This is a genomic window from Mesorhizobium sp. M0514, assembly GCF_040321145.1.
Taxonomy (GTDB): Bacteria; Pseudomonadota; Alphaproteobacteria; order Rhizobiales; family Rhizobiaceae; genus Mesorhizobium.
Window position 1 is genome coordinate 1 of the sequence record NZ_JAMYQZ010000095.1, and the last position, 21,389, is coordinate 21,389.

Sequence of the window (21,389 nt, forward strand, 5' to 3'; positions counted from 1 at the left end):
TTCATATAGGTCGGCCACGATTGCGGTGCGATCGGCGTGACGATCGGCTTGCGGGCATTCCTTCAGCATGAGTTTCGGCAGCCACCAGCAATGTGAAGCGGGTGTGCGCGGCAAACTGGCTCTAAAGAAAAAGGGCCGGCGCGACGAACGCCGACCCCTCTCAGGCTCGCGCTCATCGGGTTCAATTACAGGGCGCGGCGGCACGATGCTCTCGAAATCCTGAAATTACAACTTCCGCGATCACGTAAAGGAACTGCCATGCCAGCTTTTGGTGCAGTGTCTCAGGCTGCCTTGCTCAAATGTCATCCGAAGCTTCAGCAGATCGCCAACGCGGCGATTGCAGTGGTCGATTTCCGCATCCTCGATTCAACGCGCGGCCGGGATGCGCAGGAGCGCGCCTTCGCCACCGGCAAGAGCAAGGCGCATTTCGGCCAGTCGGCGCACAACTGGCAGCCGGCGATCGCCTTCGATCTGTTCCCGGCGCCATATGACTGGAACAACCGGCAATCCTTCATCGACCTGTGGAAGGTGATCGGCTGGAACAACGGAGCGGGCAAGGGCGACGGCCTGGCGCTGTCGCTGGCAATCCCGCTTCGCTGGGGCGGCGACTGGAACATGGACGGCAACATGTCCGATGGCTGGGACCTGCCGCACTATGAGCTCCACCCGTGGCGCACCTGGGCGAAGCAGTCCAAGCTGTTCGCGGGCTGAACATGACATTGCGCCGCACTGTCACCGGCTTCGGAACCACCGGGGCTTTCAGCAAGCCATGGAACGTGCGCCGCAAGATGGCGATCGCCGTCATCGTCTGGGGCTGCGGGCTGATCACCTATCTCGCCTTGTTCGGCAAGCCTGACAGCCTGCGCGAGGCGATCGCCAATTCCGTGGCTCTGCTAGTCGCCTCGACCGTCGGCTCGTTCATCTTCGGTGCAACATGGGACAACGCCTCGGAGCGCCGGGCCGAAGTGGACACCATGGCCGTCAATGCCGGGATCCCGCCGACGCAGCAGGGCGGCGCCACGGTTGTCCAACAGAACAACCCAGCGCCAGTTAACGCTGCGCCGGTGCAAGAGGATGGCCCGTGATGCTCGTCCCTTATCTCATCGACCGGATTTCGGCGGCCGTCGAGCGCGCCGTGCCTTTCTCGTCATGCTCGCCATCGCGGCGGCGATCTACATGGTGTGGGCATGAGCTATCTCCGGCTCGGTTTCTCCGCGGCGATCCTCATTGTGATCCTCGGGCTGGCAACAACCGCCTTCTGGTATCGCGGCAATGCCATTAGCGCCCGCGCAGACGCCGCACAGGCGCGCGCTGACCTCGCCACGGCAGTTGCGGTCAACAAGGCCAACGACGAGGCCCTGGGCCGCCTGAAGGCCCAGCAGGAGCGCGACAACGACCTTGCCGCAAAGCTCGCCGAGCAACTCGCCGAATCCAACGACGCATTGAACACCGCCAACGATGAACGCCGGAAGGCGGAGAGAGAAAATGAAGACGCTCGCAAGTTTTTGGGCCTTCGCATTCCTGACAGCCTGCGCGCACCAGCCGCCAGCCGTCCTCACTAAGATCGAGATCGTCAAGCCGCGTGTGCCCACGGTGCTTTTGCAGCCGTGCGGCAGCGCATGGCGTAAGCCTGGCACACCACCAACTGCGCCGGCAGGCGGCGCTGAGACTGTGGAAGACCTCTACACGCGCGGCGACGTGAACGAACAACGGCTGCTGTGCGCGAACGCCAAGCAGCGTGGCGTTGCCGAGTGGGACAAGGGCACATGAAGGCCTGGCTCGTGTTCATGGCGGTGATTTTCATCGTCTGCCTGATCATGATCGCCAAAACATCCGTCTGAAACCGAAAGGAACGTTCGCAATGTTAACCCGTTTCGATTTGCTGCTCATCGTTCTGCTTCTCCTTGCGATATTCGGCTGGCCGGCTGGCATCATCGCCAATCGCGTGCCGTCGAATCTGACCTGCATCGTCCTGATCGTGGTGCTGGTCGTTCTCCTCCTACTCGGCGTGGTTCGAGCCTAAGCCTTCAAACAGCAGTGCATGGGCGATACGGGGTCAAAAGAATGGCGGATGACATGGCAAACGGAACTGACGACGCGCCGCGACAGTATCTTGACCCTTTTCAGGCGGCGATGGGCGAGCGCGTCACCAACATGGGGCGCCGCATCAACGATGTCGAAGTCGAGATGCGAAATGGCTTCAACCAGGTCAGCAATTCACTCAACGCCTCAACGAACGAGACGCGGGCATCAATCGCTGCCCTGTCAACAAGCCTTGCTGAAAGGGCAAGACCGCAATGGCAGGCTCTGTCTGTCATGTTGGCCTTTGCCGCGATCCTCGGCGGACTGGCCTATATGCCCATCAGGGAGGCCACGAACGACCTGAAGGCCGCCAACGTCGAGACCAACAAATCAATCCAGGCGCTCACCTCGGAAACGGCCAAGTCGATCCAGATGCTGGCCACGAGCACAATCTCGAGGCAGGAGATGGACTGGCGGACGGCCAGAGGGGCAGAGGATAGGGCTCGCACCGACGCAGCGGTCATCGATCTGCGCTCGACATTGCTGCCCCGCAACGAATGGAACGAAAAGAACCAAAGTCGCGATCATGACATTGCGAATATCAGAGAGACTCAGGCCGCGTCCAACGTCAATCTTCAACGGCAGATTGATCAGCTGCGAGGCGACTTTACCGGATTTGCCTCGTCGCTCGGAAACGGCCGGGATAGCTTCGCTGATATGAAAGCCGAGATCAGGCGCCTCGAGGAGCGCCTCGACGCTTGGCGCATGATCCGCTCGCAGCAGTCGGCCACATCGCCCTAGCTAACCCTTAAGCGCTGCCCCGCGCCATGCCCCGCTGGTCCGAAAGGGCTGGCGGGGCTTTTCGCTTGTCTGGCCCTCCGCTACAATCGACCGATGCCAGCGCTTCAGGATGCCATCTCCCAAGCCGTAGACGCCCAGCCAGGCCCTGTGTCGATCGCTGAGGCCATCAAGCGTGTCAGGCAGACCGTCCGCACCAGCGCGCCAGACGTCGAACTCCAGAACCTCATAGGCACCGCGGCAGCCTGCAGGTGGAAGCCGATCCTGTTCGACAGGGTGAAATGAGTACCCTGGCAGAGATCAAAGCGCGCGGTGAAGGGCTTCGGGCGAACTGCCGCGGCCCAAACTGTGGGCACGGCGAGCGGCTTCCCTTGGACTGGCTCATTGAGAAATACGGTGCTGACTACTCGATTATCAATGAAACCCGGATCGCTTCAGCCTGCAAATGCGAGGTCTGTGGACATAAGGGAGCGGCTATCCATCTGATAGCGAGTTCATCGCCGACAGGGTATGCGAAGACGAAGGGGCGGTAGAGCGCTCAGAAAACCTCTCTCCCCAGCCCCTTATACCAGGATAGTGGTTAAGGCTGACTATCCAGCCAAGCGGTGAGGGTCGCTTCGGCATCCCGCAGTTTTTGCGTTTCCATGGCTGCCCACTCGACAGGGTACTCAGGCCAGCCGGTAAGCTGTTGGTCTTTCCAGTCGAGGCGGAATTTCGCAGCGAGCGCATAGTGTGCCGCGTCGTCCAGATAGACATCACCGGGACGCTCGTCTGTCTCAGCAGCGCATAGAGCCACGCGGGTTTCGCCTACCGTTCGAATGCGAATTGCCATTAATGGTTCCTCAAGGCTGACTATCCGGGGTGAGGCTAGGCCGGGACCACGCAGTAAAGCTGTCCGTCGCACCGCAGGCTTTCGCGCATTGCAGCAACCTTGGCTTCGGCGTCCGCTGTGTCATAAGCCCAAAGTTCCGTCCCGAACTGCTTGTGGCCCATATCAAAGCTAAGGACAAAGCAATACAGTGAGCGGCCATATTCATCCTTGCGAATGAACTCGGGATCGGGCCGCTCCGCTGCATTGCGGCGCTCATTCAGGTCAATGATTGTGGCGACGGGCTTTGTGCAGAGTGAGGAGCCGTTGCCGCGCGTCGGATGACTATGGACTAGTCGCCCGTCGATGCTCTCAGGCTCCAAGCCGACATCGCAAAACACGCAACCGCAGCTTTCGGTAATCTTGGGCTCTTCCATCTCCATTCTCCTTATTTATAGCTGCTCAGGAAGGGCGGACGGGTGCGGGGAGCATAAAGCAATTCCGCAAGCGTCGTCTTGGGCTTTTCGTAAGGGGAGGGCACGTAACCCTTTACAGCACAACGGCGTGGCACTATTCTCGACCGCACCATAATTTTTCGGCCATTGAAATCATTGCGGCTTCTCAGGCCGTCGACGCCAAATCATCGCCTTTGGCGCTTGAACCGGCCGCAGCAGAGTTGCAACAAGAGGTCGCAGAGCCGCACGCGAACGCCATTTGGCTCGCACCGGCCAGCCTCCTGCACCGAGTCCCCGGCTTTAACGGTGGCGGGGCAGGGGATGTGGGTGACCTAAGCGGCGCGTCGTTGCGGGAAATGGAGACCCGGACGGGCTCGACGAGGGTCAACGGCCGTCACGACGGTGTGGTGGTGATCGCAGTAGACGCGATCCGGCGACGTCGGCCCGGCACAAAACCGGTAACCTCCGGGTACCGAGCGGTCTTCGCTCACCGGGAAGCGGCACTGGTTGAGGCCTAGCTGAATGAGGGGGACGTCTCTCGACGCTGGTCGGATATTTTCACGCATGATGGTTTTCAGTTCCTGGTTCATAGCCCTTGCCGGCTGACGACCGCGATGCGACCCGGCGGAGCGAGCTTCTCTCGTTTTGGAGGCTGTGGACCACATATGGTGCTGATCGCACCGTCAAAGAAGCCCGGCGCCCCGCTTCTGAAGCCAAATCGTTTGCGACTTAAGGCCACACCCGCGAGCGCCCGAAGCACCTGTCCGGCCGGGATTTGCCGGCGCGTCGTTGCATAGCCTCAGTCCGTCGCCGCCGATCGCTTGAAGACGATGGTGACCCTGGTTCCCTCGCCGGCACTCGACTTGACGTCGAATTGCGCCTTGGCATTTTCGGTCAGCGACCGCGCGATCAGGGAGCCGAGCTTGCCGGGCCTGGGCCAGGTCTCACCCGTCGGCAGACCGATCCCATCATCGGCGACAGTCACCCGGCAACCATCGCCGCTGACGACGCTGTGCAGCGTGATCGTGCCGCCCTCGCGCCCGACGAATGCATGTTTGAGAGCGTTGGTCAGCAACTCATTGACGACCAGGCCTGTCGGCATGGCAACGTTGATGGATACCGGATAGGTATCCACCTTAAGGTCGAGGCGGATACCTTCGACTGCGTGCGACGCCATGACGGCGGACGCGATCTGGCTAAGATACACACCAAGATCCACCTCATCCTTCTGCTGGTCAGCCGACAAGGTCTGGTAAAGGATTGCCAATGCGTCTACCCGGCCGGCAAGCCTTTCGAAACGCTTCTGGTCCGGTTCGGTGGCGTTGCGGGTTTCCATCCGGATCAAAGCGGTGATCATCTGCAGATTGTTTTTCACCCGGTGCTGCAGTTCGCGCAACAGGGTGTCCTTCTCCCGGATTAGCTCTTCCGCGGGTCGCGCGTCCTCGGTCTCACCGTGTGCCGTGACATCGACAAGCGCCACCAGCCGGAAGCAGAGCTTGCCGTTGTCGTCCTCGATCACGTTGGAATAAACGTCGACGATTGCCGGCTTGTCCTCGCCGCGCTCAAGACGAAATGTGCCGACGAAATCGGTGTCTTCAACAACAGCCTCGGCGAGCGGCCTGTCCTTCTGCCGATGAAGCCCCCTGCCGGAAAGGGCCGCCCAGTTTTCCCGCGCAAGCTTCGGCGCCTTGAGGTCCGAGAGCTTCTCGAATTCGGGATTGGCGTAGACGACACGCTCCTTCGCGATCAATTCCGAGACGGCGATCGCGATCGGCATCTGGTCGAGAAATTTCTTGAACTGGTCGCTTTCCAGCGCGGTGGCGAGGTCAGGCGTATCGAGCAATTGCTCGACAGCGTCAGCCTTATCGGAGTCTGTCATCTCGGCGCCTGCGTGATGCGTGGAAGCCATCAATATCAGGCATGCAATTCACCCGCCATCTCCAATATCGAAGGGATACGACAGCGTCACTACTGGTGCGGGCCGCGTCGCGCAGGGCTCCACCGCCTGCTGCTCACGAGCGAATTGGACAGAAGGCATTTTTCTCAGGGCCGCCGAACTTTGAAAAGAAATGTCTATGGAATTTGTAGAATTACGCTTTGAATGGGATCTCGGTACTGCTCGCCGGCCTTGGCGGCCTTCGCCTCCTGAGTTGAGATCAGTGCTCTCGTTACCAAGCAAGTCGGCTCCCGATGAGGGAGTTGCTCCGCCGATCGCTGTGCGGCCGGCAGACGGCGGAGCATTGCCAGCAGCCCCGCGGCTTTAGAGGAAGAGGTTCCCATGACCAGACTTACCCCCGTAGAGCAGATCATCCCGGATGCCGATATTGTCCCGCTTACCGGACGCGTCGGCGCAGAGATCAGGAACATTCGGCTCTCCGGCGACCTGCCGCAGCAGACGGTCGCGGCGATCAACCAGATCCTGTTGCGGCACAAGGTGGTGTTCTTCCGCGACCAGGCGCATCTCGACGATGCCGGGCAGGAGCGCTTTGCCCAGCGTCTCGGCGACCTCGTCCCGCATCCGACGCAAGGTCCCGTCAAGGGAACGGCGTCCATTCTCGAACTCGATTCCAGCCGTGGCGGCGGTCGCGCCGACCAATGGCATACCTATGTCACCTTCGTCGACGCCTATCCGAAATTCTCCGTTCTTCGCGGCGTCGTCATACCGCCGGCCGGCGGCGACACCATCTGGTCGAACACCGCGGCCGCCTATCAGGACCTGCCCGAGCCGTTGAAGCTGCTGGCCGACAATCTCTGGGCGGTGCACAGCAACGCCTACGATTACGCCGCGGTGCGGCCGCGTGCGAGCGCCGCGGAAAAGAAGCACTTCGAGGAAATCTTCACCTCGACGATCTACGAGACCGAGCATCCCGTCGTCCGCGTCCATCCCGAAACAGGCGAGCGCACGCTGCTGCTCGGCAATTTCGTGCAACGGCTGATCGGTCTTTCCAAAAGCGATTCGGCGAAGCTTTACGAGGTTTTCCAGTCCTATGTCACCGCGCCGGAGAACACCGTGCGCTGGCGCTGGAAGGCCGGCGATGTGGCGATCTGGGACAACCGCGCGACGCAGCACTACGCCGTCAACGACTATGGCGACCAGCACCGGGTGGTGCGTCGCGCCACGGTCGACGGCGACGTTCCGGTCAGCGTCGACGGCCGCCGCAGCGCCACCCGCACCAAGGTCGCGAAGCCGGCAGCCGACAAGGCGGCATGAGGCGCGGTCGAACGCGAAGGCCGCTGTTCAGGCGGCCTTCTTCATACGTGACAGCGTCTCTGCAACCACCTCACCAAACGACGACGGCGTCGGCACGATGATCACCCCGGCGTCCTTGAGGATCTCCACCTTTTCCTGCGCGGACTCGCCGAAGGCCGAGATGATGGCGCCGGCGTGGCCCATGCGGCGGCCTTTGGGGGCGGAGAGGCCGGCGATGTAGGCGATGAGCGGCTTCCTCATATTGTCGCGCGCCCAGATGGCCGCTTCGGCTTCCTGCGGTCCGCCGATCTCGCCGATCATCACCACGGCGTCGGTGTCGTCATCCTGTTCGAACAGTTTCAGCATGTCCTTGAAGGACGAGCCGTTGATCGGGTCGCCGCCAATGCCAACGCTGGTCGACACGCCGATGCCGAGCGACTTCATCTGCGACGCCGCCTCGTAGCCGAGCGTTCCGGAGCGGCCGACGATGCCGACGCGGCCAGGCAGATAGATGCTGCCGGGCATGATGCCGATCAGCGCCTGTCCGGGCGTGATGACGCCGGCGCAGTTCGGGCCGATCAGCCGCATGCGGTCCTCGTAGCGGTAGCGCAGCATGTAGCGCTTGACCTGCATCATGTCCTGCGACGGGATGCCGTCGGTGATGCAGACGCAGAGTTTAATGCCGGCGTCCGCCGCTTCCATGATCGAATCGGCGGCAAAGGGCGGCGGCACGAAGACGATGCTGGCCTCGGCGCGGGTCTCGCGCACCGCGCCCTTGACCGTGTTGAAGACAGGCAGGCCGAGATGCTTCTGGCCGCCTTTGCCGGGGGTGACGCCGCCGACCAGCTTGGTGCCATAGCGTTTCATGTCGTCGGCATGGAAGCTGCCGATCTTGCCGGTGAACCCCTGGACGATGACGCGGGTGCTGCGGTTGAGCAGGATTGCCATTTTCTCGACCTCCCTAGAGCATGATGCCGAAAAGTGTGAAGCGGTTTTCGGACGACATCATGCTCCATCTGTTTGATTTTAGAGACGGATTCAGATTTCAGGTCGATTCGACCTGAAATCATCCGGCTCTAGGCTGCTTTTTTCTTGGTGGCCGCGCGCCAGGCAGCGACGGCTTTTTCGGCGGCTTCTGCAAGCGTGTCGGCAACGATTACCGCCTCGCCGGAATCGGCCAGGATGCGGCGTCCTTCCTCGGCCTTGGTGCCGGAGAGACGGACCACCAGCGGCACGTTCACGCCGACCTCGCGTATTGCCTTGATGATGCCTTCGGCGACCCAGTCGCAGCGGTTGATGCCGGCAAAGATGTTGACCAGGATGGTCTCGACATTCTTGTCGCCGAGCACGGCCCGGAAGGATTTCGCCACCCGCTCGGGCGAGGCGCCGCCACCGATGTCGAGGAAGTTGGCCGGCTCGCCGCCGGCGATCTTGATCATGTCCATGGTCGCCATGGCGAGGCCGGCGCCGTTGATGATGCAGCCGATGTTGCCGTCGAGCCCGACATAGGACAGGCCGCGATCGCTGGCGAAGGTTTCGCGCGGGTCTTCCTGGCTCTTGTCGCGCAGCTCGGAAATTTCCGGCCGCCGGAACAACGCGTTCTCGTCGAACGACATTTTGGCGTCGAGCGCGATCAGATTGCCGTCGCGCGTCACCACCAGCGGATTGATCTCCAGCATGGAGGCGTCGTAGTCGCGAAACACCTGGTAGCAGCTGAAGATGGTCTCGGTCGCCTTGCCGATCAGATTGTGGTCGAGGCCGAGGCCGAAGGCGATCTCGCGGGCCTGGAAACGCTGCATGCCGACGCCGGGATCGACCGATGTGCGCAGGATGGAGTTCGGCGCCTTTTCGACGATGTCCTCGATCTCCATGCCGCCGCCAGCCGAAGCCACGATCATGACGCGCTCTTCCTTGCGGTCGAGGACGAAGCCGACATAGAGCTCCTGCGCTATGTCGACGGCTTCCTCGAGATAGAGGCGCGAAATCAGCTTGCCGCGCGGGCCGGTCTGCTGTGTCACCAGCTTGCGGCCGAGCATGCCCTCGGCCGCGCTGGAAATCTCCTCGTCATTGGCGCAGAGCTTGATGCCGCCGGCCTTGCCGCGGGCGCCGGAATGCACCTGCGCCTTCAGCACCCATTTGGCGCCGCCGATCTCGCGGGCCCTGTAGGTCGCCTGCTCGGGGCTGTAGGCCAGCCCGCCGCGCGGCACATGCACGCCGTGGCGTGCCAGCAGTTCCTTGGCCTGATATTCGTGGATGTCCATTTTGTCCTCCCTGAACAGTCAATGCGTGGCGACGCGCGGCTCGCTAGAGAATTGGCTGGCCCGTTCGATTGCCTCGTTGACCACCAGAACATTGCGCGCCATGCGTTCCGACGCTGCGTCGATCATCTTGCCGTCGAGTGCGGCCGCTCCCTTGCCCTGCGCCTCCGCCTCCTTCAGCACTTCGAGGATGCGCCGGGCGCGGGTGACCTCTTTTTCCGGTGGAGAGAAGACGTCGTTGGCAAGCGCGATCTGCGAGGGGTGGATCGCCCACTTGCCTTCGATGCCCAGCGCCGCCGCGCGCCTGGCGCCAGCGATGTAGCCCTCCGGATCGGAGAAGTCGCCGAACGGCCCGTCAATGGCGCGCAAGCCATAGGCGCGGCAGGCGACGGTCATGCGCGACAGAGCGAAATGCCACTGATCGCCGGGATAGTCGGGGTTGAGGCCGCCAATGTTGACCGTGCGCGCCTTGCAGCTTGCCGCATAGTCGGCGACGCCGAAATGCATGGCTTCCAGCCGGCCGGGTGTCGCGGCAATCGCCTCGACATTGGCCATGCCGAGCGCGGTCTCGATCAGCGCTTCGAGGCCGACGCGGGTCCTGAAACCCTTTGCCATCTCGATCTGGTTGACCATGGCCTCGACCATGTAGAGGTCGGCCGGCACGCCGACCTTCGGCACCAAAATGGTGTCCAGCCGGTCACCGGCCTGCTCCATGACGTCAACCACGTCGCGGTACATGTAGTGCGTGTCGAGGCCGTTGATGCGCACCGAGACGGTCTTGCCCTTGGCGCGCCAGTCGATGTCGTTGAGCGCCTGGATGATGTTCTTGCGGGCGCGTTCCTTGTCGGGCGGGGCGACCGCATCCTCGATGTCGAGGAAGATGAAGTCGGCGGCGCTGTTGGCCGCCTTGTCGATCATTTCCGGGCTGGAGCCTGGAACCGCCAGCTCGCTGCGCTGCAGCCGTAATTTCTTGAGGTGGTTGATGGTGTGGCTCATTGTCGGCTCCTCAGGCGGCTTCGGCGACCGGCACGGCGGCCGAGGCGCGGAAGTGCTGGATGGCGGCGCCGACGCCGGAGCCGGGCGCCAGCCGTACGCCGCAGTCGAGCAGCGCCATTTCGGCGGCCGAGAGCGAGGCCAGCACCATCACCTCGTTCAGCCAGCCGAGATGGCCGATGCGGAAGACCTTGCCGATCACCTTGTTGAGGCCGCCGCCGAGCGCGGTCTGGTATTTCTGGTAGGCGCGCTTGACCACATCGCCGCTGTCGACGCCGTCCGGCACCAGGATGGCGCTGACGGTGTCGGAGTGCCATTTAGGCGTCTTGGCGCAGAGCTTCAGGCCCCAGGCGTCGACCGCCTTGCGCACGCCTTCGGCGAGGCGATGGTGACGGGCGAAGATGTTTTCCAGCCCTTCCTCGGCGATCAGGTCGAGCGAGGCGCGCAGGCCGCGCAGCAGCTGAGTAGCCGGCGTATAAGGGAAATAGCCGGCGTCGTTGGCGCGGATCATATCTTCGAAGGAGAAGAAACAGCGGCGGTGGGTGGCGCTCCGCGAGGCCACCAGCGCCTTCTTGCTGACGGAGAGGAAACCGAGGCCGGCGGGCAGCATGAAACCCTTCTGCGAGCCGCTGACCGCGCAATCGACGCCCCATTCCTCCTGGCGAAAGTCGATCGAGCCGATCGACGAGACGCCGTCGACGAAGAGCAAAGCAGGGTGGTTGGCGTCATCGAGCGCGGCGCGGCAGCCGGCGACGTCGCTGGTCACGCCGGTCGCGGTCTCGTTTTGGGTGCAGAAGACTGCCTTGATGCGGTGCGCCTTGTCGGCCCTGAGCCGCTCGGCATAGAGCTCGAGCGGCACGCCGGTTCCCCATTCGCAGTCGATGACATCGACCTCGAAGCCGAGCCGTTCGGCCATGTCGACCCACAGATGCGAGAACTGGCCGAAGCGCGACATCAGCACGCGGTCACCGGGGCTGAGCACATTGGTCATCGCCGCTTCCCAGGCGCCGGTGCCGGAGGAGGGATAGATGAAGACGCGGCCGGTCTCGTTCTTGAACACCGTCTTGATGTCTTCGAACAGCGGTAGCGTGAGATCGGGGAAGGATGCTGCACGCATGTCCTCCATCGGCAGGTTCATCGCCTGGCGGACCTGTTCGGGAATGTTGGTCGGTCCGGGAATGAAAAGATGGGTGAAACCGGCCATGTCGCGAACTCCTCCTGATCCAGCAAAGCGGTGATGGGGAGTTTCGTTTCGACGGCTAATGGCAACAACACCTCAAGAGGTAACATCTTGCCGCGCGCGGGTGGGGGTTGCCTACCCGGGTGACCTACCCGCGGCTCATCGCTTTCCTACCCGAACGGCTGCTTCTGGGTACGCCGCTCGCGCGCATAGAGCGCGACGGCCATCGCCCGGTTGCGGACGTCGAGCTTGTCGTAGAGATTCTTGAGGTGATACTTCACCGTGTTCTCGGAAATCCCCGTACGCGTCGCGATCTGCAAATTGGTCCAGCCGTCGGACAGCACGGCCAGCAGTTCGCGCTCGCGCACGGTGAGCAGCGACAAGGGCGTGTCGTTGACCTTATTGATGTCGATGTAGGGGATGCAGATGCGTCCATGCGCGACGGCCAGGATGGTCTCGAAGATGATCGCTGGATCGTCGAACTGGAAGCAGTAGCCCTGGGCGCCGAGGCGCACGCACTGCTTCAGGATGCCGATGTCGTGGTCGTTGGAAAACACCGCGATGCGCACGCCGAGCTTGCGGCTGTGAACCTCGGCCAGCACATCGGCGCCGTCCATGTCGGCAAGCTTCCACCCGATGATTGCGACGTCGAATTCGCCTTCCGCTGCCAACTCAAGAAAATGCCTGCCGCTTTGCACGCAGGCCAGGAGCTCGAAGCGCCCGTCGCAGTCCAGCATGTCGCGCAGCGCCGATATCACGAGCGGATTGCGTTCGGCCACGACCACGCGCACGCGCCGTTCCTCGATTGCTTTCTGCGTCTGCGACCTGATCTTCAAGGGCTTCCGGCTGTTCTGGTTGTCGCCTGGGCGGGTCCGGCCTTTGCCTGAACCTGCATCATGACAATTCTGCCCCAACCGTGCTGGGGTGCTCTTTCCCCAGCGACATGCGCTGTCGCGCCGCCTGAATCCTGGGCGGCGTCATATCCTGATGAAATCGCTCTCGCCCATATGCAGGGCGGGGCGCATTTCGTTTGATATTACCGTGCGTTGCGCGCTAGACCTGACAGGCACTTTTCCGAAATTCCCATGGCGGGAGCCGCTGGTGGAACGCCAGGACGACCACACGACCGGCGCCAAAGCCGCTGACGATGCCCACGCCGACATCTATGGCGAGGACGGCGCCGTTCTGTCATCATTCCTCGCCCAGATCGGGGCGGCGATCGCCGATCGCGATACGCTGACGCTGAAGCGCGAAGTCGACGACCTGCACCAGTCGGAACTTGGCGATCTGCTCGAGGCCCTGCACCCCGAACAGCGTCGCGCCCTTGTCGAACTGCTCGGCGCCGACTTCGACTTCTCGTCGCTGACCGAGGTCGACGAGGCGATCCGCCGCGATATCGTCGACAATATGCCCAATGAGCAAATTGCCCAGGGCATGCAGGACCTCGATTCCGACGACGCGGTCTACATTCTCGAAGATCTTGAAAAGGAAGACCAGGACGAGATCCTGTCGCAGCTGCCGTTCACCGAGCGGATCAGGCTGCGCCGCTCGCTCGACTACCCGGAAGAGACCGCCGGCCGCCGCATGCAGACCGAGTTCGTCGCCGTGCCGCCGTTCTGGACCATAGGCCAGACCATCGACTACATGCGCGAAGACAAGAACCTGCCCGAGCGGTTCAGCCAGATCTTCGTCATCGATCCAAGCTTCAAGTTGCTCGGCGCCATCGACCTCGACCAGATCCTGCGCACCAAGCGCACGACCAAGGTCGGAGACGTGATGCACGAGACGAGGCACGCCATTCCGGCCACCATGGACCAGGAAGAGGCGGCGCGGGACTTCGAGCAATACGATCTTCTGTCCGCCGCCGTCGTCGACGAGAACGAGCGGCTGGTCGGCGTGCTGACCATCGACGACGTCGTCGACGTCATCCAGCAGGAGGCCGAGGAAGATCTGCTGCGCATGGGCGGCGTCGGCGACGAAGAGTTGTCCGACAGCATTCTTTCGACCTCGCGCTCGCGCGTTCCCTGGCTGCTGGTCAACCTGTTGACGGCGTTCCTGGCGGCGTCGGTGATCGGCCTGTTCGACCGCACCATCGAGCACATCGTGGCACTGGCCGTGCTGATGCCGATCGTGGCCGGCATGGGCGGCAATGCCGGTTCGCAGACCATGACCGTCACGGTACGCGCGCTGGCGACCAGGGATCTCGACATCTACAATGCCGGCCGCATCATCCGCCGCGAAATGGGCGTGGGTTCCATCAACGGCATCATCTTCGCCGTGCTGATCGGCATCGTCGCGGCCGTCTGGTTCCGCGATGCCAATCTGGGCGGCATCATAGCGGCGGCGATGATCATCAACATGTTCGTGGCAGCCCTTGCCGGTATCCTGATCCCGCTATTGCTCGACCGGTTCAAGATCGATCCGGCGGTGGCGTCGGCGGTTTTCGTCACCACCGTCACCGACGTCGTTGGCTTCTTTGCCTTCCTGGGGCTGGCCACCTGGTGGTTCGCTATCCCTTGAGAAAGAGGCGTTGCGGGCTCAATTGACTTTTACGTAAATGTGGTGCGAGGCTTGCGCGGGGTTTCATGCCGAGTCCGGCTTGGAACGGGGTTGATCGGAATGCGTTGGAAATCCCGGGCGACCGGGCGTTTTCCGATGTTCCGACATTTGGAGCAAAGATGCGGGAATATTATTCGATCACCGAACTGACCCGCGAATTCGACGTGTCGACGCGGACGCTGCGCTTCTACGAGGATGAGGGGCTGGTGCAACCGGTCCGGCGGGGCCGCACAAGGCTGTTTCGCCCATCTGACCGGCATCTGATCCGCCAGATCATGCGCGGGAAACGGCTCGGCTTCTCGATCAACGAGATCCGCGAAATCATCCAGATGTATAAGGAACCGCCCGGCGAGGTCGGTCAACTCAAGCTGATGATCAAGCGCATCGAGGAAAAGCGCGAGGATCTCAGGCAGAAGCGCCGCGATCTCGAGGAGACGCTGGCGGAGCTCGACCAGGCTGAGGAGTCTTGCGTCGAGCGGCTGGTGGAGCTGGGGGTAAATACCTGAGCGGACTGGCCATGGCGCGCTTTGGTGGCGATCGCCAACGTTTGGGATTAGCGGAAGCCTTCAGAACTTCGTCATTCTAGGGCGGAGCAGGAGCGGAGCTCCGTCGCGGAGACCCTAGAATCCATTCCGTGACATTGGCCGTGGAGTGCAGCGCTGCAGAATTCTGGACCGTGGCGCCGCTTGGAAGTCGCGGCATGGATCCTCGGGTCTGCGCTGCGTCGCTAGGCTCCTTGCTTCGCCCGTGGATGACGAAGAGATGGGCGTTCGGCTAGTCGCCAAGGCATGCGAACCCTGCCAGCGATCACACCCGCCTCAAATCCACCGGCGCACCCGCTTCGTATAGTCGCGGTACTTCTTGCCGAATTTGGCGAACAGCACCTTCTCCTCGCTCTCGATGGCGACCTTCTGCGTTGCAAATGCCGCGATCAAAGCCAGCGGCAGGAACCATACGATCCCCGAGACGAAGGCGACGCCGATCAAAAGCAGCGTGTTGGCCAGATACATCGGGTTGCGCGTCACGCCGAACGGGCCGGACGTCACCAGATGATCCGGCACGCCATTGGGGTTCATCGTCGTTTTGGCCCCGATCATGGTGCGGATAGCGGTGAACCAGAGGGCTGCGACGGCAAACAGCACCACAAAGCCGGCGGCAAACAAAAGGTCGCCCAAGAGGTCGCCGATCCAGGGCAGGGGATAGAACAGGCCGAGCGCGATGCTGATGGCAATGGCGGCGATGTAGATCAGCGGCGGCCATGGGATCAGCCGTGGTCTCGGTAGATCGGGTTTTGCCAGCCCGGGTTTTGTGAGCTTGTCGGTCATTGTTGCCCTCCCTGCGTCATCGGACTCTCCTCCGTCCTTGCGGTGCAGATGCCGGCGAGTTCACCGAGATGCGCTTTGAACTCCGGGGTCTGGTCACCATTGTAGAGCCGGTCGAATGCCGCTTCGCTTTGCAGCGTGTCCAGCATGCACACACAATAGCTGGTGCAGAACTCCGTGTCGCGCTGCTGTTCGCAGGATACCTGGCATTCCTTGAGGAAGACCACTTCCCGTGTCTCGACCGGCGCCGGCGCGATCTGCGAGAACAGCCAGACGCAGCCGAACAGCAGCGGCTGGTGGATCAGATAGAAAGCCAGGCTGTGGCGGCCGATGAAGGTGAGCGGCCTGGTCCAGCTTCCTGATCCCAGCGTGGCCAGCCGCGCCAGCAGGCCGGTGGTGGACGCAAACTTTGCCGCGGCGATGCCGAGAAGCACGGCGCCGAACCAGGGAAACAGCGGCACGTAATCGTTGGAGCGCGGGTTGATCGCCGACAGGCCGACCCACCACAGCGCCGGATGATCGAAGGCTTCGGATCGGAAATAGATCGGCCCGGCGATCACCACCGCCGCCACGACAAGCGCCAGCAAGGACGGCAGCCGCAAGAACAAAAGGCCGAGCAGGCTGGCCAGCGCGATCTGATGCAGGATGCCGAAGAAGATGAAGCTGTCCGGCGTGATGAAGTACGTGACCGCCGATATGGCGGCGGCCGCGACGGCGACCATGGCAAAACGTTTCCAGAAGCCGGTCCAGCGGATCTGCCTGCCATGCGCGAGAAACAGGCTGACGCCGACCAGGAACAGGAAGGTCGAGGCGATGCAGCGCGCATAGATCTTCCACCAGCCGACGGCGGTGAGGCCGGGATCGGTGTAGTGGAAATTTTCGAGATCCCAGGTGAAGTGGTAGCTCGCCATGGCGATCAGCGCGATGCCGCGTACGACATCGATGGCGACGATGCGCTTCGGTTGATCTCGCTTCAGTTGATCTCCAGGGGGTGCGGTATGGATGCTCATGGTCTCGCGATCTGATTCAGCCCCAAAGACGACTATCACGGTTGCACCGGACAAAAGAAGGCCGCCCTCTACGCTCCGGGTCGCGCCGTGCGGCTGCATCGGGCGGCGCTTTAGGCCAGAGCCGGAAAGCCTTTGGCCGAATTCGCTTTTTGCCGGGAAGGGGTCGGTTTCCTGTTACCGGCGGAGGAAGCGCCAGCGCAGATTTGACGCCGCGAGTCTGATTTGGGGATCAAATGTCCACCCATGTGCGCCATCCGATCTGGCTTCCGGCCCTGCGTCCGGCGGATGCGCGCACCTTTGCCTCGCTCTATGCGGTCGAATCCTTCGCCCGTGCCACGGTGTCGAGCGTCATCCCGATCCAGGCTTATGAGATTCTGCACAACGAGCAGATCGTCTCGATCCTCTACACCATCGTGGCGCTGCTCGGCCTGTCGGTGACCTTGTTCATGCCGATCTTGATCCGCAGGTTTGCCCGGCGCTGGGTCTATACCGCCGGCGCCTGCCTACTGGCGATAGGCTCGCTGTTCTTCGTCACCCACACGCTTGCCGGGCAACTGACAGGCATGCTGTGCCGCGTCATGGGGGCGAGCGCCCTGTCGATCACGCTCAACCTCTACATCATGGACCACATCCGCAAGACCGATTTCATGCAGGCCGAATCGCTGCGCATGGCGTGGTCGATGCTGGCCTGGACCGGCGGGCCGACACTCGGCATCTTCCTCTACACACGCTACGGCATCTATGCCGCGCATGGCGCGGTCGCGGTGTTTGCGTTGGCCTTGCTGGCGCTGTTCTGGACCTACAGGCTGGGCGACAACCGGTCGATCCGGCCGGGCAAGACACGGCCGGCCAATCCGCTGGCCAATATCGGCCGCTTCGTAGCACAACCCAGGCTCAGGCTGGCCTGGCTGATCGCCTTCGGCCGCTCCTGCTTCTGGACGACGTTCTTCGTCTACGGGCCGCTGTTCATGGTGATTACCGGCGAGGGCAAGCTTGCCGGCGGCCTGCTGGTTTCGGCCGGCAATGCGCTGTTGTTCATGGCGATCTTCTGGGGCAAAGCGGGAAAACGCTTCGGCGGCCGGCGCACCATGACCTTCGCCTATTTCGCGATGTCGGCGACGCTGCTTGCGGCGGGCGCGGTCGGCACTACCGCGCCGCTGCTTACGGGCTTTTTCCTGCTCTGCGGCGCCTTCTTCACCATCGCGCTCGATGCACTGGGCTCGACCGCCTTCATGCGCTCGGTGCGGTCCTATGAGCGGGCGCAGATGGCCGCGGTCTACCGCACCTATCTCGACTTTTCCGAGCTGACGCCGCCGCTGGTCTATTCGGTGGTGCTGGCGTTTTTCGGCCTCGGCTCGGTGTTCGTGACGCTGGGCATTCTGGCCGCTGTTTGCGGCTTTATCACCTGGCGCTATCTGCCGAAGTCGCTTTAGTCGCCGATCAGGCGGTTGCCTCAAGCGCTGCATGCCGCTCGCGCACCCAGTTGTGGAAGCGGTGCAGATCGTACTCCTCCGGCATCAGCACGCCGGCCGCGTGACGCATGGAGCGCAGGCCTTTCTGGTTGATCTCGCAGATCGCGGCATCCTCCTCCAGCACCTGGGTGCCGAAGGCGACGACATTGTCGATGTCCGTCTCAGCCAGCGCCTCGGGCGCGAACAGCCATCCGGCGGTGAGTTCGGTCTGTTCGGGACCGAGCGGCATCAGTCGCACCGTCCTGACATAATCGACATGGCCGACGATGAACATCGACGGCAGGCTGGTGGCATAGGTCTGTCCGGCCGCACGCTCGGCTGGCGTCAGGCCCGGGAAGACCGGGCCATGGGCATGTCCGTCGCGCGACCAGGTCTCGGCGCCGGCGCGCAGGCCACCCGAAAACTCCGGTGCGTCATTGTCGGCATGGCGGACCCAGTCGGGGTCGTCGTGCCGGCTCATCAGGCCGCGGCCGTATATCGGCACCAGCCGAGACAGGTCCTTGTGGACGCCTGGGCAATGCAGGCACTCGTTGAAGTTCTCCCAGAAGATCTTCCAGTTGCAGTTCATCACCTTGCGCAGGACATGGCCTGATACCAGCGTTTCCAGCGGCCAGTTGGCGAGGTCGCCGGATGCGGGATCGAAGGAGGTCTCGGCGGAGCCGGCCGTCGCCTGCTGAAGGTTCACAAAGACAAAGCCGCGCCACACCGACAGCGCCACCCGGTAGAGCGGATGATCTGCCTTGTCGAAACCATCTGGCAGCGATTTCGAGGGAACGCGCACGAGATCGCCGCGCAGCGAGTAGGACCAGGCATGGTAGGGGCACGTGATGAGCCGCGCTTTCAGCCGGCCCTCGCTTTCCTGGCAAAGCTGCGAGCCGCGATGCCGGCAGGTGTTGTGGAAGGCGCGCAACTCGCCGGTGTCGTCGCGCAGCACGACGATTTCCTGCGTGCCGACGCGGAATGTCCTGAATGCCAAAGGCTGGGCAAGATCGGCCTCGCGGCAGACGAGCAGCCAGCTTTTGTACCAGATGGCCTCGAGATCGCGCTGGTAAGCCTCGCTATCCCAATAGGCCGACGACGGTAGCGTCGGTTCGGCCCGGCTCAGGCCGTTATAAGGGTCGCGCTCGCTCTGGTTGGGTTGCATGGCTTGCTTCCTATGAAGCGTCAGCCGACACCCCGGCAAATCGTTTGTCAATCAGAGTGCCGCATTGCCGGTTGCAGGCGCGGCGCATAATCATGTCGGGGACATGGGACATTCGGAAATTGGGGGGATTCGGAACGTGGCCGCACGACAGATGTCGCTTACGCCGGAGCTGGTCGCGCGCTGCTGGCGCGAGATCAGGGACCCCGGGCCGGATCCGGACGCGATGCATCTCGATGAAGCCGACTATGACGCGCTGCTGGATGAATTGCAGGTCGAACTCCCGGACAGCGAACCGCTATGGCTGTTCGGCTATGGATCGCTGATCTGGAAACCGGAAATAGATTATGTCGAGGACCGCGTTGCGCTGGCGCGCGGCTGGCATCGGTCCTTTTGCATGAACATGACGCGCTGGCGCGGCACCAAGGACAGCCCCGGCCTGATGATGGCGCTGGACCGTGGCGGACAATGCAAGGGCGTCGCCTTTCGGCTGACCGACAATAACCGGCGCGAGCAGTTGGGCCGGCTTTTCCGGCGCGAAGTCACGCTGAAGCCGACAAGCTACCGGCCGCGCATGCTCAAGCTTGCAAGCGAGGCCGGACCGCTCAGGGCATTGGCCTTCGTCATCAACCGCAACGGCCTGACCTGTTCAGGACCGCTCGACAAGGGCAAGGTCGTCGAAAGGCTGGCAACGTCCTGCGGGCACTGGGGGTCGGGCGCCGACTATCTCTACAACACGGTGAAAAACCTTGAAGAGCGCGGCATTCACGATCGCCATCTGTGGCGGCTGCAGCGGCTGGTTGCCGAGCGGATCACCGCGTTGAACCCGTAACGCCGCATGGCGCATTCGCGCTGTTGGCCGGCGGAATTTGGTTTGCCGGATGCGGCCGTTTCAGCCTATAGTCATGCATGTCGTCGGTTCCGTTAGGGACCAAGAGGGAATGCGGTGAGGGCTGACTTGTTGCCCAATGCCGTGGCTGCCCCCGCAACTGTGTGCGGTAGTCCTCTCCAAGCCACTGAGGATTTTTTCCTCGGGAAGGTGGGGAAGGGCGCTGATCCGCGAGCCAGGAGACCTGCCGGCGACAGGGAACTGACTTCGATGCCCTCGGGTGGAGGGCGAAAGGACAAGATATGAATACCGCTTCCGTCTCCCTCGGCGCTTCCGTCTCCTCGCAGTCGCGCTTCATGCAGCTCGTGCTTAGCGCGTTTCTGGGCATTTTCGTCGTCGGCGTTGTCGGTTTCTCGCATATCGATGCGGTCCACAATGCGGCGCACGACTATCGCCATTCGATGGCGTTTCCCTGCCACTGACGAGGATCTGACATCATGAACCTGTTTCGCAACGTCGTGTTCATCGCGGCGATCGCAGGGCTCGTGGCGGGTGTCGCTCTCGCCTGCATGCAGGCCTACGCCACCGTGCCGCTGATCCTCAAGGCCGAGGTCTACGAAAAGGCTGGTGGCGGCCATGAGCATGAGCATGCCGCGGCGCCCGCCGCCAACGCTGCGGACACCAATGCCATGAGCACCGCCGCGCCGGCGGAAAATGCCGTGAGCAGCGCAGCACCCGCACCGGCTGAAGCTGCCGCGCCAGCGGAGGACGAAGGCTGGGCGCCGGCCGACGGCTTCGAGCGATTCGCCTTCAGCGTGCTGGCCAATATCGTCACCGGTATCGGTTTCGCGCTGGTCCTGGTGGCCGTTTCCGAATTCGCCGGCGGCATCGGCAACTGGCGCCAGGGGGTGTTCTGGGGTCTGGCCGGCTTTGCCGTATTCACGCTGGCTCCGGGCCTCGGCCTGCCGCCGGAACTGCCGGCAATGCCGGCGGCCGATCTCATGCAGCGCCAGATCTGGTGGGTGGCGACGGTTGTGGCGACTGCCATTGGCCTTGCCTTGATCGCCTTCCGCACCTCGGCGCCGCTGACCGTCCTTGCCGTCGTTCTGATCGTCGCCCCGCATATTGTCGGCGCGCCGCAGCCCGACAGTTTCGAGACGCCGATCCCCGAAGGCCTGCATCACCAGTTCGTGGTGGCGGTGACGGTGACCAATCTGGTGTTCTGGTTGGTGCTCGGCGCCGTCATTGGCGTGGTGCGCGAACGCTTCACCGGCTCGGCGACCAGCCTGCGCGACAGCTTTGCCTGATCGCAGTTTGACCTTTATCATCGGCGGTGCGCGCTCCGGCAAGAG

At 62.7% G+C, this 21,389-nt stretch carries 24 protein-coding genes and 1 riboswitch; of the genes, 12 read left to right on the forward strand and 12 right to left on the reverse strand.

Annotation, left to right across the window (positions count from 1 at the left end):
• Positions 1–258 precede the first annotated feature (258 nt).
• The 5 genes from NKI61_RS27480 to NKI61_RS27500 all read left to right on the forward strand — a co-directional run bounded on the left by NKI61_RS27480 (position 259) and on the right by NKI61_RS27500 (position 2,823).
• Positions 259–711 (forward strand): M15 family metallopeptidase domain-containing protein, encoded by a 453-nt coding sequence (locus NKI61_RS27480; RefSeq protein ID WP_352841818.1) that lies wholly within the window; start codon positions 259–261, stop codon positions 709–711.
• 2 nt (positions 712–713) lie between these two features.
• Entirely contained in the window at positions 714–1,085 is a 372-nt protein-coding gene (locus NKI61_RS27485; protein ID WP_352841820.1) for a hypothetical protein, read from the forward strand.
• 102 nt (positions 1,086–1,187) lie between these two features.
• Positions 1,188–1,562: a hypothetical protein gene (locus NKI61_RS27490; protein WP_352841823.1), complete on the forward strand. Its 375-nt coding sequence runs from the start codon at positions 1,188–1,190 to the stop codon at positions 1,560–1,562.
• 299 nt (positions 1,563–1,861) lie between these two features.
• Positions 1,862–2,023 carry a DUF3309 domain-containing protein gene (locus tag NKI61_RS27495; protein ID WP_352841825.1) on the forward strand — a complete coding sequence of 54 codons (162 nt, stop codon included), beginning with the start codon at positions 1,862–1,864 and terminating at the stop codon, positions 2,021–2,023.
• Positions 2,024–2,064: 41 nt separating this feature from the next.
• Entirely contained in the window at positions 2,065–2,823 is a 759-nt protein-coding gene (locus tag NKI61_RS27500) for a hypothetical protein (RefSeq protein ID WP_352841827.1), read from the forward strand.
• A 577-nt stretch (positions 2,824–3,400) separates the two neighbouring features.
• Here the strand turns inward: NKI61_RS27500 and NKI61_RS27505 are convergent.
• From NKI61_RS27505 to NKI61_RS27520, 4 genes are all read right to left on the reverse strand, one after another.
• On the reverse strand, positions 3,401–3,652 hold the full coding sequence (locus NKI61_RS27505; RefSeq protein ID WP_352841829.1) for a hypothetical protein: 252 nt from the start codon (positions 3,650–3,652) through the stop codon (positions 3,401–3,403).
• Positions 3,653–3,687: 35 nt separating this feature from the next.
• Complete coding sequence (locus tag NKI61_RS27510; protein ID WP_352841831.1) at positions 3,688–4,065, reverse strand: hypothetical protein; 378 nt, start codon at positions 4,063–4,065, stop codon at positions 3,688–3,690.
• Between the two features lie 350 nt (positions 4,066–4,415).
• Positions 4,416–4,748 (reverse strand): GcrA family cell cycle regulator, encoded by a 333-nt coding sequence (locus tag NKI61_RS27515; RefSeq protein WP_352841832.1) that lies wholly within the window; start codon positions 4,746–4,748, stop codon positions 4,416–4,418.
• Between the two features lie 134 nt (positions 4,749–4,882).
• A complete protein-coding gene (locus NKI61_RS27520) occupies positions 4,883–5,962 on the reverse strand; it encodes a sensor histidine kinase (RefSeq protein ID WP_023690969.1) in 1,080 nt (359 codons plus the stop codon).
• A 399-nt stretch (positions 5,963–6,361) separates the two neighbouring features.
• On the opposite strand from NKI61_RS27520, the gene NKI61_RS27525 reads away from it, so the two are divergent.
• Positions 6,362–7,294: a TauD/TfdA dioxygenase family protein gene (locus NKI61_RS27525; protein WP_352841833.1), complete on the forward strand. Its 933-nt coding sequence runs from the start codon at positions 6,362–6,364 to the stop codon at positions 7,292–7,294.
• Between the two features lie 27 nt (positions 7,295–7,321).
• On the opposite strand, the gene sucD is transcribed toward NKI61_RS27525, so the two are convergent.
• The 5 genes from sucD to NKI61_RS27550 all read right to left on the reverse strand — a co-directional run bounded on the left by sucD (position 7,322) and on the right by NKI61_RS27550 (position 12,540).
• The gene (sucD, locus tag NKI61_RS27530) at positions 7,322–8,221 is read right to left on the reverse strand and encodes a succinate--CoA ligase subunit alpha (RefSeq protein WP_023690971.1); all 900 of its coding nucleotides are present in this window, start codon (positions 8,219–8,221) and stop codon (positions 7,322–7,324) included.
• A gap of 128 nt (positions 8,222–8,349) precedes the next feature.
• The gene (locus NKI61_RS27535; protein WP_352841834.1) at positions 8,350–9,534 is read right to left on the reverse strand and encodes a malate--CoA ligase subunit beta; all 1,185 of its coding nucleotides are present in this window, start codon (positions 9,532–9,534) and stop codon (positions 8,350–8,352) included.
• Positions 9,535–9,552: 18 nt separating this feature from the next.
• Entirely contained in the window at positions 9,553–10,527 is a 975-nt protein-coding gene (locus tag NKI61_RS27540; protein ID WP_023670793.1) for an HpcH/HpaI aldolase/citrate lyase family protein, read from the reverse strand.
• Between the two features lie 10 nt (positions 10,528–10,537).
• Positions 10,538–11,728: an aminotransferase class V-fold PLP-dependent enzyme gene (locus tag NKI61_RS27545; RefSeq protein WP_023731220.1), complete on the reverse strand. Its 1,191-nt coding sequence runs from the start codon at positions 11,726–11,728 to the stop codon at positions 10,538–10,540.
• 146 nt (positions 11,729–11,874) lie between these two features.
• The gene (locus tag NKI61_RS27550) at positions 11,875–12,540 is read right to left on the reverse strand and encodes a response regulator transcription factor (protein ID WP_023670791.1); all 666 of its coding nucleotides are present in this window, start codon (positions 12,538–12,540) and stop codon (positions 11,875–11,877) included.
• Between the two features lie 265 nt (positions 12,541–12,805).
• On the opposite strand from NKI61_RS27550, the gene mgtE reads away from it, so the two are divergent.
• Both mgtE and NKI61_RS27560 read left to right on the forward strand, forming a co-directional pair.
• A complete protein-coding gene (gene mgtE / locus NKI61_RS27555; RefSeq protein ID WP_023670790.1) occupies positions 12,806–14,224 on the forward strand; it encodes a magnesium transporter in 1,419 nt (472 codons plus the stop codon).
• A 158-nt stretch (positions 14,225–14,382) separates the two neighbouring features.
• The gene (locus NKI61_RS27560; protein ID WP_006203215.1) at positions 14,383–14,769 is read left to right on the forward strand and encodes a MerR family transcriptional regulator; all 387 of its coding nucleotides are present in this window, start codon (positions 14,383–14,385) and stop codon (positions 14,767–14,769) included.
• 312 nt (positions 14,770–15,081) lie between these two features.
• Here NKI61_RS27560 and NKI61_RS27565 read toward each other — a convergent pair whose 3' ends face one another.
• Together NKI61_RS27565 and NKI61_RS27570 are read right to left on the reverse strand one after the other, a co-directional pair.
• Positions 15,082–15,588, reverse strand: a complete 507-nt coding sequence (locus NKI61_RS27565; RefSeq protein ID WP_031244029.1) for a methyltransferase family protein — start codon at positions 15,586–15,588, stop codon at positions 15,082–15,084.
• Positions 15,585–16,595, reverse strand: a complete 1,011-nt coding sequence (locus NKI61_RS27570; protein WP_023733796.1) for a heparan-alpha-glucosaminide N-acetyltransferase — start codon at positions 16,593–16,595, stop codon at positions 15,585–15,587. Before NKI61_RS27570 ends, NKI61_RS27565 begins: the two co-directional genes overlap by 4 nt.
• 233 nt (positions 16,596–16,828) lie before the next feature.
• Between NKI61_RS27570 and NKI61_RS27575 the strand changes: the two genes are divergently transcribed.
• Positions 16,829–18,028, forward strand: coding sequence for an MFS transporter (locus NKI61_RS27575; RefSeq protein ID WP_352841836.1), 1,200 nt, complete (start codon positions 16,829–16,831; stop codon positions 18,026–18,028).
• A gap of 7 nt (positions 18,029–18,035) precedes the next feature.
• Here NKI61_RS27575 and NKI61_RS27580 read toward each other — a convergent pair whose 3' ends face one another.
• Complete coding sequence (locus NKI61_RS27580) at positions 18,036–19,211, reverse strand: aromatic ring-hydroxylating oxygenase subunit alpha (RefSeq protein ID WP_352841838.1); 1,176 nt, start codon at positions 19,209–19,211, stop codon at positions 18,036–18,038.
• Positions 19,212–19,347: 136 nt separating this feature from the next.
• Between NKI61_RS27580 and NKI61_RS27585 the strand changes: the two genes are divergently transcribed.
• From NKI61_RS27585 to NKI61_RS27595, 3 genes are all read left to right on the forward strand, one after another.
• Entirely contained in the window at positions 19,348–20,040 is a 693-nt protein-coding gene (locus NKI61_RS27585) for a gamma-glutamylcyclotransferase (RefSeq protein ID WP_352841840.1), read from the forward strand.
• Between the two features lie 67 nt (positions 20,041–20,107).
• Positions 20,108–20,303: riboswitch (cobalamin riboswitch) on the forward strand.
• A gap of 36 nt (positions 20,304–20,339) precedes the next feature.
• On the forward strand, positions 20,340–20,519 hold the full coding sequence (locus tag NKI61_RS27590) for a CbtB domain-containing protein (protein ID WP_023670784.1): 180 nt from the start codon (positions 20,340–20,342) through the stop codon (positions 20,517–20,519).
• A 15-nt stretch (positions 20,520–20,534) separates the two neighbouring features.
• The gene (locus NKI61_RS27595; RefSeq protein WP_023690285.1) at positions 20,535–21,344 is read left to right on the forward strand and encodes a CbtA family protein; all 810 of its coding nucleotides are present in this window, start codon (positions 20,535–20,537) and stop codon (positions 21,342–21,344) included.
• The last annotated feature ends 45 nt before the right edge of the window (positions 21,345–21,389 follow it).

Coding starts and splice junctions, on each gene's coding strand:
- NKI61_RS27510 (WP_352841831.1), bottom strand. CDS start 4,065: ATGGAAGAGCCCAAGATTACCGAAAGCTGCGGTTGCGTGTTTTGCGAT.
- NKI61_RS27570 (WP_023733796.1), bottom strand. CDS start 16,595: ATGAGCATCCATACCGCACCCCCTGGAGATCAACTGAAGCGAGATCAA.
- NKI61_RS27545 (WP_023731220.1), bottom strand. CDS start 11,728: ATGGCCGGTTTCACCCATCTTTTCATTCCCGGACCGACCAACATTCCC.
- NKI61_RS27485 (WP_352841820.1), top strand. CDS start 714: ATGACATTGCGCCGCACTGTCACCGGCTTCGGAACCACCGGGGCTTTC.
- NKI61_RS27480 (WP_352841818.1), top strand. CDS start 259: ATGCCAGCTTTTGGTGCAGTGTCTCAGGCTGCCTTGCTCAAATGTCAT.
- NKI61_RS27540 (WP_023670793.1), bottom strand. CDS start 10,527: ATGAGCCACACCATCAACCACCTCAAGAAATTACGGCTGCAGCGCAGC.
- NKI61_RS27495 (WP_352841825.1), top strand. CDS start 1,862: ATGTTAACCCGTTTCGATTTGCTGCTCATCGTTCTGCTTCTCCTTGCG.
- NKI61_RS27580 (WP_352841838.1), bottom strand. CDS start 19,211: ATGCAACCCAACCAGAGCGAGCGCGACCCTTATAACGGCCTGAGCCGG.
- NKI61_RS27590 (WP_023670784.1), top strand. CDS start 20,340: ATGAATACCGCTTCCGTCTCCCTCGGCGCTTCCGTCTCCTCGCAGTCG.
- NKI61_RS27490 (WP_352841823.1), top strand. CDS start 1,188: ATGAGCTATCTCCGGCTCGGTTTCTCCGCGGCGATCCTCATTGTGATC.
- NKI61_RS27595 (WP_023690285.1), top strand. CDS start 20,535: ATGAACCTGTTTCGCAACGTCGTGTTCATCGCGGCGATCGCAGGGCTC.
- NKI61_RS27520 (WP_023690969.1), bottom strand. CDS start 5,962: ATGACAGACTCCGATAAGGCTGACGCTGTCGAGCAATTGCTCGATACG.
- NKI61_RS27500 (WP_352841827.1), top strand. CDS start 2,065: ATGGCGGATGACATGGCAAACGGAACTGACGACGCGCCGCGACAGTAT.
- NKI61_RS27525 (WP_352841833.1), top strand. CDS start 6,362: ATGACCAGACTTACCCCCGTAGAGCAGATCATCCCGGATGCCGATATT.
- NKI61_RS27535 (WP_352841834.1), bottom strand. CDS start 9,534: ATGGACATCCACGAATATCAGGCCAAGGAACTGCTGGCACGCCACGGC.
- NKI61_RS27560 (WP_006203215.1), top strand. CDS start 14,383: ATGCGGGAATATTATTCGATCACCGAACTGACCCGCGAATTCGACGTG.
- sucD (WP_023690971.1), bottom strand. CDS start 8,221: ATGGCAATCCTGCTCAACCGCAGCACCCGCGTCATCGTCCAGGGGTTC.
- NKI61_RS27565 (WP_031244029.1), bottom strand. CDS start 15,588: ATGACCGACAAGCTCACAAAACCCGGGCTGGCAAAACCCGATCTACCG.
- NKI61_RS27575 (WP_352841836.1), top strand. CDS start 16,829: ATGTCCACCCATGTGCGCCATCCGATCTGGCTTCCGGCCCTGCGTCCG.
- NKI61_RS27515 (WP_352841832.1), bottom strand. CDS start 4,748: ATGTGGTCCACAGCCTCCAAAACGAGAGAAGCTCGCTCCGCCGGGTCG.
- NKI61_RS27505 (WP_352841829.1), bottom strand. CDS start 3,652: ATGGCAATTCGCATTCGAACGGTAGGCGAAACCCGCGTGGCTCTATGC.